11 protein-coding genes are annotated in these 13,300 nt (G+C 33.4%); 5 read left to right on the top strand and 6 right to left on the bottom strand.

Annotation, left to right across the window (positions count from 1 at the left end):
• Positions 1 to 188: 188 nt before the first annotated feature.
• Together BZG01_RS13605 and BZG01_RS13610 are read left to right on the top strand one after the other, a co-directional pair.
• Positions 189 to 602, top strand: a complete 414-nt coding sequence (locus tag BZG01_RS13605) for an OsmC family protein (protein ID WP_101310386.1) — start codon at positions 189 to 191, stop codon at positions 600 to 602.
• A gap of 161 nt (positions 603 to 763) precedes the next feature.
• Positions 764 to 1,345, top strand: coding sequence for a peroxiredoxin family protein (locus BZG01_RS13610; RefSeq protein WP_101310387.1), 582 nt, complete (start codon positions 764 to 766; stop codon positions 1,343 to 1,345).
• A gap of 89 nt (positions 1,346 to 1,434) precedes the next feature.
• Here BZG01_RS13610 and BZG01_RS13615 read toward each other — a convergent pair whose 3' ends face one another.
• The 5 genes from BZG01_RS13615 to BZG01_RS13635 all read right to left on the bottom strand — a co-directional run bounded on the left by BZG01_RS13615 (position 1,435) and on the right by BZG01_RS13635 (position 7,867).
• A complete protein-coding gene (locus BZG01_RS13615) occupies positions 1,435 to 4,503 on the bottom strand; it encodes an ATP-binding cassette domain-containing protein (RefSeq protein WP_101310388.1) in 3,069 nt (1,022 codons plus the stop codon).
• A gap of 1,412 nt (positions 4,504 to 5,915) precedes the next feature.
• Complete coding sequence (locus tag BZG01_RS13620; protein WP_101310389.1) at positions 5,916 to 6,365, bottom strand: GNAT family N-acetyltransferase; 450 nt, start codon at positions 6,363 to 6,365, stop codon at positions 5,916 to 5,918.
• A gap of 7 nt (positions 6,366 to 6,372) precedes the next feature.
• Positions 6,373 to 7,179, bottom strand: a complete 807-nt coding sequence (locus BZG01_RS13625; protein ID WP_101310390.1) for a hypothetical protein — start codon at positions 7,177 to 7,179, stop codon at positions 6,373 to 6,375.
• Complete coding sequence (locus BZG01_RS13630; RefSeq protein WP_101310391.1) at positions 7,179 to 7,613, bottom strand: SRPBCC family protein; 435 nt, start codon at positions 7,611 to 7,613, stop codon at positions 7,179 to 7,181. The genes BZG01_RS13625 and BZG01_RS13630 overlap by 1 nt, the downstream gene beginning before the upstream one ends.
• Positions 7,610 to 7,867 carry a putative signal transducing protein gene (locus BZG01_RS13635; RefSeq protein WP_101310392.1) on the bottom strand — a complete coding sequence of 86 codons (258 nt, stop codon included), beginning with the start codon at positions 7,865 to 7,867 and terminating at the stop codon, positions 7,610 to 7,612. The genes BZG01_RS13630 and BZG01_RS13635 overlap by 4 nt, the downstream gene beginning before the upstream one ends.
• A 345-nt stretch (positions 7,868 to 8,212) precedes the next feature.
• Here BZG01_RS13635 and bamJ point away from each other — a divergent pair, with 345 nt between their 5' ends.
• The 3 genes from bamJ (at position 8,213) to BZG01_RS13650 (ending at position 11,347) form a co-directional block, all read left to right on the top strand.
• A complete protein-coding gene (gene bamJ, locus BZG01_RS13640; protein WP_101310393.1) occupies positions 8,213 to 9,046 on the top strand; it encodes a BamJ family beta-barrel-assembly machinery protein in 834 nt (277 codons plus the stop codon).
• 319 nt (positions 9,047 to 9,365) lie between these two features.
• Complete coding sequence (locus BZG01_RS13645) at positions 9,366 to 9,755, top strand: BlaI/MecI/CopY family transcriptional regulator (RefSeq protein ID WP_101310394.1); 390 nt, start codon at positions 9,366 to 9,368, stop codon at positions 9,753 to 9,755.
• Between the two features lie 2 nt (positions 9,756 to 9,757).
• Positions 9,758 to 11,347, top strand: a complete 1,590-nt coding sequence (locus BZG01_RS13650; RefSeq protein WP_101310395.1) for a M56 family metallopeptidase — start codon at positions 9,758 to 9,760, stop codon at positions 11,345 to 11,347.
• A 353-nt stretch (positions 11,348 to 11,700) separates the two neighbouring features.
• On the opposite strand, the gene BZG01_RS13655 is transcribed toward BZG01_RS13650, so the two are convergent.
• A complete protein-coding gene (locus tag BZG01_RS13655; protein ID WP_101310396.1) occupies positions 11,701 to 13,002 on the bottom strand; it encodes an aspartyl protease family protein in 1,302 nt (433 codons plus the stop codon).
• Positions 13,003 to 13,300 lie beyond the last annotated feature (298 nt).

Below are 13,300 nucleotides of genomic sequence, written 5' to 3' on the forward strand. Positions count from 1 at the left end.
TCAACAATGTGGTCAATAAGCAGAAAAAATGTCTGAACTACAGCAAAACAATCAGCCAGTTTGACATATTATCAACAACTTACCTGAAAACATTTCCGACATGCTGTTAAACAAACAAAAAAATAGCAACACATCTGCATAATTATATATATTTACAAGCTGAAATTTAAAACAAATAAAGATACTATATGAAAGCAACTACAACTTGGACTCAAGGAACGTCTTCAATTATTACAGATAACAGAGGTCACGAAGTTACAATTGACCTACCGGAAGGAAAAGGTGGAGAAGATTTAGGAGCTACAGCATTTGAATTGTGCTTAATGAGTTACTCCGGATGCGTAAATACAATTTTCAATATCGTTGCAAAAAAAATGAGAATTGAATTTACTACTCTAGAAGTAGATACTACCGGATATCAGAAAGATGGAGCTCCAACCTTTACTGATGTTGAGGTTGAATTGAGAATTGACTCTAATGCAAGTGATGAAAAAATCGACAAGTGCTTACAACAAACTTTGAAAATGTGTCCTGTAGGTGTTTTATTTCACCAAGCAGGTGTAAACACAACTTACAAAATTGAAAAATTACAAAAAGCATAAACTGAAACTAAATCAGTAATCTAATCCCTTGCTTGCGCAAGGGATTTTTTTTTCATTTACAGCCATTAACAAATCATTAACGCCAACACAGCCTTCTATTTGTTTATAAATAAAAAATAAAAGACTAATTTGTATCTTATTTCACGAAAAACAATTAGAATATGAAAATTTTACTGGTGACAGCAATATTCTTGACCAGTCTTACAAGTTTTGGTCAGATGGAACAAAGCAGCATATTGGTAGGGCAAAAAGCTCCTATGTTTAAGGCAGTGGATCAATATGGCAAAACAATAGCAAGCGATGAAATTTTAAAGAATGAACAATTAATCGTTGTATTTTACCGCGGACAGTGGTGTCCTTACTGCAATAAACACCTATCTCATCTACAAGATCATGTTGGAGATTTTAAAAAAGCAGGTGCCCGACTGGTAGCAATTACACCAGAAACCAATATGAGTGTTAGTAAAACCATCGATAAAACAAAAGCAGAATATTCCATTCTGCACGATGTAGATTCCAAAATCATGAAGCAATACGGTGTTGATTTTGTATTGCCTGAAAAATTACAGAAAAAATATAAGGAATATGGTATTGATCTTGCCGTTTCAAATGGAAATGATGATCAGACACTTCCTGTTCCAGCAACTTATGTGATTGGAAAAGATGGTATCGTAAAATATGTGCAGTATGATCCTGATTACAAAAACAGATCGAATGCTAAAGAAATATTAAAACATTTGTAATATGTTATTATTCGCTTTAATGACAAAAAAACTCTAATAAAAAAGGAGTTAAACCATTGATTTTAACTCCTTTTTTATATTCATCACAATTACTTCAGACGTTTTCTGGTAATTCGTATGTGACCTTCGGGAAGTATTTTCACCCATAATATTTCTATCAGAAGCAATACTCTTCTTAATGCATCGAAATAAAGTGTAAAATAAAAAAACAAGCTGGTTAACCAAATAACAATCACATTAAACCAAAAAGTATTCACAAGGTAATTGCCAATTCGTTTCTGAGATGAAAATAGTTGAGCTCTTCCCATTTTGTTCACGGGAATTTGAAAAACAGGGTCTTTCAATTGAATCAATTCGCCTTTAAATTCAACAATTTTATTTAGCTCTCTTCGATTTAAAACAATCTGTTCAATAGCTTCATTATGGTGTTTTTGTTTGAATTCAAACAATCCTTTTTTACCTCCGTACTGTTCCAGTAAATTTAGATAAGCCTGATCTCTTTTATCTGATTCGGTTTTGTAATTAGCCCACCCGTTTTGTTTGATTTTCTTTAGCCATTCCAATAAATCAACCGAAGAGTTCATAAATCCATTTTCGGTAAGTTCCACTCCACTTGGCAAAGTATATAAGTCTGCCAATTTTCCAAATTCGTTCTGCAATACCTGCAGCTGTTTTAAATTCCCTGATTGCAACCAGCTTTGGTATCGCTGCTTTAATTCAGGGATATAGAATGATGACCGAAACGAAGCCTCGCTCATTTTTTGTTCATAATCAAAAAACTGACTCTCAAAATCGTTGTTTCTGAATTGTTCTACTATTAAAGCTTCATAAGCCCAACGCGAAGTCATTAAATCGCCGACAAACGGCACATATTTTTGCGAAGTTATAGCTGGATGCAATTTGGTAAAGTTCACAATTACACCTGAAAACAATAGCTGTGGCACCAAAATAAAAGGGATGGAAACATAAACCGCCACAACTGTATTCAATGCTGCCGACAAATTTAAGCCGATCATATTAGCGCAGGCTGATGCTGTATACAAAACCAACCAATATTCTAAAGTCAATCCTTTAATTTCGAGAATAGTATTAGCTATTAAAACAAACAGCAAGGTTTGAATTGCCGAAATTACAAGCATCACAATTACCTTTGAGTTTAAGTAGCTAAACCGGCTTAAATTGAGAAAGGATTCCCTCTTCATAATTCTCCTGTCATGAAGAATTTCTTCCGCCGAAATAATCAATCCTAAAAAGAGAGATACCACCACTGCCATAAAAATAAAGGAGGGGATATTTTCATTATTTGAGAAAATATAAGCCGAAGGATCATCATCTGTGCCACTAATATATTTGGTGAAATATCCCAATATAACTGCTAAAACAGGAGCTTCAAGGAGAGTAATAAAAATGTACTGTTTATTGCTGATTTTAGCCTTTACATCACGCGCCAAATAAATCTTTAACTGCTCTGTTCGTTTGGGAATACTAAAATAATTGATTGGAATCATTCGTTTCCGCTTTGGTACCTTAACCGGATTCTTCGCTTCAATATTCTCTTTGTACAATTCATACCATTCATCGGAGCTTCTCTTTCTTTTACGGATTTGCCTGCCGTATTCATTCATCATCCGTGTTTCCACAATTCTTAAAATCTGCTCCGAATTTACATTACCACAAGTCAGACACTCACTTTCATCTGCTTTAACATACTGACTTTGAGTTTTAAAATAGACAACTGCATCAATTGGATTTCCAAAATAGATCACTTTACCACCTTGATCCATAATAATTAACTTATCCAGCAGCTTAAAAATATCTGATGAGGGTTGATGAATGTTACACATCACCAATTTCCCTTTTAAAACCTGTCTTTTCAGCAACAGCATCACCTTTTCCGAATCCATACTCGATAATCCGGAGGTAGGCTCATCCACAAACAAAACCGAAGGTTCCCGCATTAATTCCAATGCGATATTTAAGCGCTTTCTTTGTCCACCACTCAAAACCTTATTAATAGGATCTCCAACTTTTAAATCTCTGGCTTCAACCAAATCAAAGTTTTCAATAGTATCATCTATAATATTCTCAATTGTTTCCTCATCCAAATTATCGAAACATAACTTGGCATTAAAAAACAAATTCTGGTAAACTGTTAATTCCTCAACCAGCAAATCATCCTGAGGAACGTATCCAATAACACCTTCAAGTTCCTCTTTATCCTTATGGAGATTATATCCATTAATATATATATCACCCTGATTTAAAGGCAAATTCCCATTCAACACATTTAACAAAGTAGATTTCCCTGTACCACTGCCTCCCATTATTCCAATCAGCTGTCCTGATTCTACATGAAAATTAACCGGGAATACACCATTATTAGAACCTGGGAACTTAAATTCAATATTTTTAGCGACGAAGCGAATATCCGAAAGATTTTTCCGCTCAATAAATACTGATACAATTTGAGAATAGTATATTGGATCAATTCTATGACTTCTAATCACAGATCCATACGAGAGTATATAGGCACGATCCAATTTAATATTATGACCGTTTAAAAAAAGGTTGTACTCACCAAAATATTTCATCAGGAAAGTATTCGTACTTTCAAGATGAAGAATAAATAAACGACCTCGTAGTCTGGGACTAAAAATATGCTTAACTACCTCATGTTCGAAAGTTTCATTAGCATCAATAATTAATAAATACGGATTAAACGGAATAGAATATTCGGTTCCTAAAATAAACTGCAGACTGTATTCAAATTCTTCTTTAGGAATCTTAAAAGCTTTCGATACGGTCTTTACAAATCCAAGTTCTTCAGGACCTGTAAATTCAGAATCATCAATAAATTCAAGAAGCTGCAACATAATCCAAACTTTCTGTTCCTGCTCCGCCTCCTCAACTAATTTTGCACAAACATCTGCCACTTGCTTGTGTTTATTTTGAATTGTATCCTTATTTCCTTTGGTGTAATATGATTCTTTCAGGTAACGATTGAAATTATCCAAATATCTTTCATGCCATTCCTTACTAAACCGCTTCACTAAATACTTTGAAACAACATCTCGCGCAGCGATCTCAAAACCAACCTGTTGTTCATCCACAATAATGGCAAAAAGTTGCATTAGAGCATTTAGTACTGACTCATTCATGGGTTATATAAAAGTTAAATTTTTGCTAAAGGCCTAATTTAGATAAATTCCCCGAGCTATGGAAAAGTTCTTTTTTATAAGGCTCAAACTCCATAAAGTAATTTTCTAAAATTAATTTAAAAACAATCTAAATCAGATCCCGTTTATCCTATTTCAGAACAGTAAAAAAACATATTAAGGATTTTTAACATCTATTTATAACCGTTTATCAAAGATTTTCGTATATTTATAATAGCAGACGACAAAAAAGGTTTTTTCATAGATAATAGATTTAGGTTATTGATTAGATTAAAAAGCCTAGGTGATTACCTAGGCTTTTTTAAAATTATTTATTTTGGAAAACCTATTTTGCAACAAACTTACCGAGCTTCGTATTTTTAGCAACAATTAACATCTGTTAAAAAACACTTAACAAAAGAATGCAGTATGTTTGTAAAGTAGACGAATAATAAACGTTTTTTTCATAGATAGTAGATTTAGGTTAGTAATTAGTGGTTAGTAGAAAAGCTTGGGTGGGGATCCAAGCTTTTTTCTGTTTGCTACTTTTTTCATTTCTGATTTAAAAGCAAAGAAGAATCAGCTATAAAAAAACCTTTTAGCATTCTTTAACTTTTGTTAAAAGCACTTAACGGAAGAATGCGGTATGTTTGTAAGGTAAACGAGTGGTAAACGTTTTTTCATAGAAAATAGATTTAGGTTAGTAATTAGTGGTTAGTAGAAAAGCTTGGGTGGGGATCCAAGCTTTTTTCTGTTTGCTACTTTTTTTCATTTCTGATTTAAAAGCAAAGAAGAATCAGCTATAAAAAACCTTTTAGCATTCTTTAACTTTTGTTAAAAGCACTTAACGGAAGAATGCGGTATGTTTGTAAGGTAAACGAATGGTAAACGTTTTTTCATAGAAAATAGATTTAGGTTAGTAATTAGTGGTTAGTAGAAAAGCTTGGGTGGGGATCCAGGCTTTTTTCTGTTTGCTACTTTTTTTCATTTCTGATTTAAAAGCAAAATAGAATCGGCTATAAAAAAACCTTTTAGCATTCTTTAACTTTTGTTAAAAGCACTTAACGAAAGAATGCAGTATGTTTGTAAGGTAAACGAGTGGTAAACGTTTTTTCATAGAAAATAGATTTAGGTTAGTAAATAGTGGTTAGTAGAAAAGCTTGGGTGGGGATCCAGGCTTTTTTCTGTTTTTATAAATACGTTAAAAATAAACCCTGCAGAATAAGTATAAAAGAGTACATATAGTTTATAATTACTTAAGATCATCTTAATGTAGTTTACACGTCTCTTGTCTACTTTTGAAATGTAAAAACACACAAATGTTTTTTTTCATAGATTAGTTACTATTAGTGGTTAGATTAAAATCCGGGTGGGGACCCGGATTTTTTCATTTACTCATATTTTTGTTTAAGAACTTATAATACTTTTTCAAAACAAACGCTTTCCTTCACGCCTGCATATTGTCCGTAATTAGGGATAAAATGGTAACCATTCTTTTTGTAGAGTCCGATTGCTTCAGGTTGTTTCACTCCGGTTTCCAATGTACATTTTTCAAATAACAATTCTCTTGTCCAATTTTCCAATTCCTTTAACACTTTTGATGCGACTCCCCTTCCTCTGCACTCCGGTAAAACAAACATGCGCTTTACTTCCATAACTAATGGTTCGTATTCCTTTATGGCACCGCAACCAACCGGTTTGCCATCTTCATAAGCCAAAACCACATAGTTAATCTGATCCAATTTATTAAATTGAGAATAAAAAGCATGATCCTCTCCATCCCGTATTTCTAAATCGGCATCAAGAAATCTAACAAGATCAATGAAATCTTTATTTTCTGAGTTCGTTCTTTGAATTTCAATCATGAATTTATCAATTTATTTGCACGTGAATATGATCATCATGCCTAACTGCACCACAACCATGAAACCTAATACGCTTATCAGTAAGATTCAATCTCCGCTTTAAATGTGGCTCAATAAACAATTTTCTTAGTTTTTCATGATTCAAGATAGCTTCGATCAACTCTTTTGTTCCCTTCTCCGAAAATCGCAAATCAGGATTAATACTTCCCAAAGTCAGATATTTAGGATAATCGTATTGAGAGTACCCTTTCTCCATACAATCTTTACATTGATCGAATTCATCTTCACCGGCTTCTTCAAAAATGCCATAACCGCTTAGCGACTTTCCCTTGTTAACTATCTTTCCGCTTTCATCTTCATACACCAAACTAAAGTCTATTTTGCAACCATCGTTGTGGCTAAGATGTGGTAACAGTGGAAAACCTTTTATAAATGGAAAGCAGGCATCCAAATATCGAATTTGAACTTCAGATTTATCACACATTAACCGATTTGAAATTTCTCTCAGAAACTTATTTGTTTCACCAGTCACATAATTACGATTTAATAAAACTGTTATATAACCAGCTGGCTTCAAATGAGAATTAGTATCGATTTTTTGTCTTCCGAACAAAGGTGCGATAAGAGGAACAATAAGAAATGTAATTAGCAGATACAAGCTTGAGAATATCAAAATTGATTTTCCGTACATTTTGTATCTTATCTTTTTTGATACGACAATGCCAATCAAATATACAATTCCTCCAATCTGACTTATGACAGTTAAGATCGCAAAGATCAGAAATCTCCAAATGTATTTTAAAACTTTATTCATTATTGATTCAAAAACTCCTTTAACCTTTTATTGATAAAATACTGCCAGCCATCAGTGCATGACTCTCTGGAAAATTCGGGTATATCCTGCGGGAATGTTTCCAGACCCAAATTAGTGAGGCGCAAGAGAGTTTCAATGTCCCCGTCAAATAATTCAAAACTTACAAAAGCATTCCCATACATATTTTCATATCGCCAATTGTAAACAATTTTCTCAAATGGAATCACCTCAGTAATTTTCCAAATGTGCATGAATTGTCTTTCTCCGGCATCCACATTAAATCGGGTTTCGAACCCCACTTTGGGAATAAAATCGGGTATGTTTTCGAAGAACCATTTGCGCATCTTGTTAGGATCAGTAATAGCACTCCAAACCTCTTCTTTCAATTTATTGAAACTTTGTTCAATAATAATCGGCTGGCTTCTATCGCTCATGCTGTTGGATTATTTCCTTTGGTAAACTCGTTAATTAAGCGAAGAGCCTGCTCTTTGTCTCTTGCGAAAATCTCAAGTTCAACAGGATTAACACCACCTGCAGAAACCTGCCATGGTGCAATGGTTCCCATCAGTTGGTTTTTTAAATTCACAGCAATTCCATTTTCTGTGAGAATGTCCTTTACTATCTCAGAATCTATCGGGTTTCCCGAATAAATTACAATTAAATCCAAATCATCTTTATTTGCGGTCATATCATCAAATAGTAAACAGTTCAATAAATTAGCTTATTTTATCAAAATTGATCTTTAAATTAATCAATAACAGTCCTTCATCTATATGCTGAAAAAGATAATGGAAATACTTAAAACTGATACTCCTTAAACATACATAAATTTTATAGGTTCATGTTAAAAAATCTTAAAAACAACTTAGGTTAACTCCTTCTTGTTTATTTTTTATTTTAATTTTTAGCTCAAAATTGTACTTTCGCTTGCATTGGAAATGAGAATTATATTGTGGTCTTCAATTTACAGCGAATACAAAATTTCACATCAAAAAATAATTTTATCAATAACCTTAAAAAGAAGTATCAAAAAATGAAACGTACTAGTATTATTCTTGCCTTTTTAGCTGTTGTTGTATGTCTTAGTGCTTGTAAAAAAGTTCCGAGATCGGGTAAAGCTAACTTCAAATCGAGCACTGACAGTCTTAGTTATGCTTTAGGATATATTGAAGCCAATAATTTCAAAAAATCATTCGAACGAATTCCGTTCCAAATGGATTCGGCAGATTATAAAAACATCGCCATAGCTATTGCAAAAACCAAATTAACAAAAAGCTATTCTGATTTTAGAATCAAGCAATTCGACTCCATTAACGAAGATGCTTTTTACAAAGGGTTTTTAAACGAATTGGCCTATGGAAAATCATATTTCTCAGAAATGAGTGCGGATATTTATCTACGAAAAATCTTCAATGAAAAAAAGGCTGTGCAAGATTCCCTGTATAAAGAACTGCAAAAAACAAATCTTTTAAAAGGGCAAAAATTTTTGGAGGAAAACAAAAAACGTAAAGAAATAATTACAACCGAAAGTGGACTTCAATACGAAATAGTAAAAAAAGGTACCGGCAAAATACCTGCGACTTCGGATCGCGTTAAATGTGTGTATCACGGAACTTTACTTGACGGTACTGTTTTTGATAGTTCGAAAGAACGTGGCGACACAACAACTTTCTACGTAAACCGGGTAGTTAAAGGTTGGACTGAAGCACTGCAGTTAATGCCCGAAGGATCGGAATGGAAATTGTATGTGCCAGCAGATTTAGGATATGGTGAAAGAGGAAGCGGAGAAAAAATAGGTCCGAACGAAACGCTGGTTTTCGATATCAACCTCATCGAAGTAATCGAGAAAAAAGATAAGAAGAAATAAATCAAGTAAAACTGAATAGTAAAGGGGATATCGAAAGGTATCCCTTTTCTATTTATACTTTGTTTCTAAATTATTGGACAAAGAAACTCATTCTTTTAATGGAAGCCTGCAGTAAGCTTACATAGAAATTCTATCGCTTAATGTCATTTCAATCCTTAAAACAAATTATAATTTATCGGATAAAGACCATACTTTACAGGCATTTCAGAAAATTCACGCAATACACGTACTATATTTATAGTAATAATTACTATAAACATAGTAGGAATTAAAAATCAAACTACTATATTTGTAGTAGAAATTAAAAACAATAGACTCTATGGATGTAAAATCATTGACAAAAGCCGAAGAACAAATCATGCAAATTATCTGGAAATTGCGAGAAGCTATTGTTAAAGATGTAGTGGAACAATTTGACGGATCGAAACCTGCCTACACTACTGTAGCAACTGTTCTTAGTGTTTTGGAGAAGAAAGGATTTGTATCTCACCGAAAAATTGGAAACACTAAACTGTTCACACCTGCAATAAGTAAAGCAGAATACACCAAATTTCAATTTAGCTCATTACTTGGAAATTATTTTGGTGGATCGTTCCCAAAAATGGCCAGTTTTTTTGCCAAAGAAAACGATTTGGACATTTCTGACCTGGAAAATATCATGAAACAGGCTGAGGAAGAGATGAAAAAAGATCAACAAAAAGAAAACTAATTATGGACGCATTGTTTGAATTCTTATTTCGGGCATCGGTGAGTATGGCAGTTTTATTCACCTTGTATTGGTTGCAATTGAGAAATTCAACTCATTTTAAAGCCAACCGTTACTTTTTACTGATCAGCCTGATGATCTCGGTTATTGTTGCACTTGTACCTATTCATTATCAGGTAACAGTGCAAACATCGGCAAAAGAAACATTCAACGAATTCAGTGGTGTTTTTAATAACAATATTTCAAGTGAAACTACAGATACTAACTTGAATAGCAACATATCTATTTCAAGTATTTTGCATCTGATTTACTTTACAGGAATGACAATTGTGCTGCTAAGAATAGTAATTCAGTGCCGAAAGCCATTGCAAATTATAACCAAATCAACACCTAAAAAAATCAATAATTGTTTGATTTATGAGAATGAGATTTACAATACTCCTTTCTCATTTTTCAACCGCATATTAATCAATCCTAAATATTTTAAACAAGACGAAATCAACGACATTTTAACTCATGAAAAAGTGCACATTCAAGAGCGTCATTGGATCGATCTGTTCATTATAGAGCTGTTAACAGTGTTTTTCTGGTTCAATCCATTTGTATGGTTATTTGAACGAGCAATAAAACAAAACCATGAATACCTGGCTGACGAAGGTGTATTAACCCGGGGCCATTCACCTGTCAGGTATCAGGCATTATTAATTAACCAGCTAATGGGCACTCAGGTAATTGGATTAGCCAATCACTTTAGTTCTGCCCAAGGCCCAACCCGATTTAAAATGATGACGAAAGAGAAAACAGCGAAACGCAAATTGTTTCGAATGGTATGGGGAATTCCTGTACTGGCTATTCTTCTGGTGGCTTTTGCCGAACCAGAATACAAAACTACAGCATCTGATCCTGTAACAGAAAATATTTCTGCAATTCCGATTAATGAAGAGACCATTAAAGTTCATGGATCTGTTCGGAATGAAGATGGAACTGTGCTTACAGGTGCTTCAGTAATTATAAAAGGAACAACAACAGGTGCTGTTGCTGATAAAAAAGGAATGTTTGAACTGAATGTACCCAAATCTGCAAAAAGTGAAATTGTTGTTTCATATGTAGGCTATAAAACGGCCGTAATGAAAGTAAATCCACAATTGAAAGAACAAACTTTTAATCTCCAACTGGAGAAAGAAGTCATTGGTATTAATATTAACACCAATGCGTTGTCTTCAGACGGAGATGTACCTCCACCTCCACCAGCTCCTGAAGAATTTTCAAAATCGGATGAACCTGTTTTTATTGTTGTAGAAGATATGCCACAATACAATCAAGGATTTTACGGATTAGAAAGGTACGTGCAAAAACAAAAGAACAAACTGAAAAATGAACTCTTTTTTGAGGGCAAAAAACTTGAAGGGAAAGCAACTGTTGGTTTTACCATAAATGAAAAAGGGGAAGTAACCAATATTCAGATCCTTACCAAAAGCAACGATATAGCTGCAAAAGCTGCCACAAAAATTGCAGGCGAAATGGAAAATTGGAAACCTGGATCACAACGAGGAAAGGCTGTTCCTGTCAATTTTGCGATGGAATTAGAATTTTAAAAAACAAATAAAGTTGAAAAGAGATGCCAAATGGTGTCTCTTTTTGTTTTGTCACTGGACGTTTTACCATTGCATGTAGTCCGGCTGAAACTTTTTTACACTGGAAAATTTGAGAGAAAAGAGGTGCCGATAATTAATGGTAAATTAAACACAGGTCAAGATTTAGAAAGAATCTGTTGTTATTCAAGGTAAAATTCCTTGTCGTGCTGAAATACCTAAATTGATTAAATTACACGATAGAATTAGAGGTGAAAATATCAATATTTTATGCCATCGGTTACGTCAACCCACCGTTCATGCTGGGCAGTTCCTGCCACACGAACGCTTAGTTGTTAGCGGTTCGTTCTTCTTTTCTACTCAAAGGCAACATACATATATTTGAAGTTAATGATTAATGTATTGAATTGATTAAAAACGTCTTGACCTAAATTGCCGTCAAAATATTTGTTAAAATCATATTCTTCAAGCGTTACAGGAATCTCTGTTAGTGTGGTCTTTTTTGTGCCAATTTTCATTGGAAAGTTCTTGAGCAAATATTCTTTAACTGTTGTTCGTCCGCCAGCGCCACCTCTTGCATTTGTTTGTAATTCTCCTCGATTTTCTATCTCGCTTTTATGTTCATTGAAATATTTAAAAGAAAGTTCTGAATTTTTTGCACCTGTGTCGAGAGTAAAAAGTAAAGTGTCATTGTCAGAGATTACTTTCACAACTGGAGTAAGTCCTTCTAGAACCATATTTTTTAGTTTTTTTTCTTTTGGGGATTTTGGAACAGTAATATTTCCATTTTTATGCAAATGAACTTCCTCTAATTGATGAATAACAGGAAAACCAACAATACCATGTATCTGATAGTTAACTTCAGGAAAAGTAAGCTGGTCGTCTGCCAGAACTAAAAAGACCACATTTTCAAAAAGGATATCACCAACATATAAACTGTCGGCAACTGCTAATTTTGATTGAACATTAATTTTAGTAGAAGAACCAACGTCAACATTTTGCTCAAATAAGGTTAAGTTCATTTTCTTAGCCTGACTTTCTGCAATGGTTGATAAGTTCGCTCCTGTATCAAAAATAAAGTCTTCGCAAACACCATTTGATTTAACGGGTGTCATTATATGATTGAATTTGTTTCTGTAAGAAGCTATTTGCACCAAACTATTTTTGTGCATAATTTGTGGCTTTACGTTTGAAAACGTCACAAAGAGATTTTTCACATTCTTGCAATTGGCTATCTCCACACTGTCTAACACGTTTGGATAGTCATTAAGCATTTTTGCATAACTGGCTGATGCTTGTTTGTAATCATAGCTATACAAGTAATTGGATGCTTTTAAGTCCAATAGGCTTGTTAGTGTCGAGTCGTTAAATTCATTTTTATACTTCTCCAATAAACCATTGATATGTTCATTAGATTGTTTTTTTTCTCCAAAAGCGTTTGTAACAAAAGCCTTATAATATAATAGTCTATCTTCTGTGAGTTTATCTTCATTACTTTCTAAACGCTCACGAAGTTTAAAATAGTCCTTTTGCTCAAGTAATTGATTGAGCTCATTGTCTATGATTTTGTCAGTTTTTTTGTTAGCGCAACTGGTCAAGGTAAATAGAATGCCTATAATGATTAAATTTTTTAAATATTTCATTTTCTTTCTGTTCATTTTATTTCACGATTAAAGTCAATAAGAGATTTCTTAAACTCTAAAAAATTATCATTACGTCGTAAAAAAAGTTCTCCAACGGAATGTTTTACATCCTCAACTTTTTGAGTAATTGTCTCGATGTCTTCTATGGTCGCTAAATTCTTACCCTTTTGAGCAAAATAATTTTTAACAATAGTTCGTTAAGTTTTGACTTATAATGTTGAAAATGAGAAGAATAAGCAGTGTTTAAGTTTGGATAATCCCTTAAGAATCAGTATCTTAATGTTTGTTTTCGAAGCAATTATTAAGTATGACT

Source organism: Labilibaculum manganireducens, from assembly GCF_002843385.1.
GTDB classification, from domain to species: Bacteria; Bacteroidota; Bacteroidia; order Bacteroidales; family Marinifilaceae; genus Labilibaculum; species Labilibaculum manganireducens.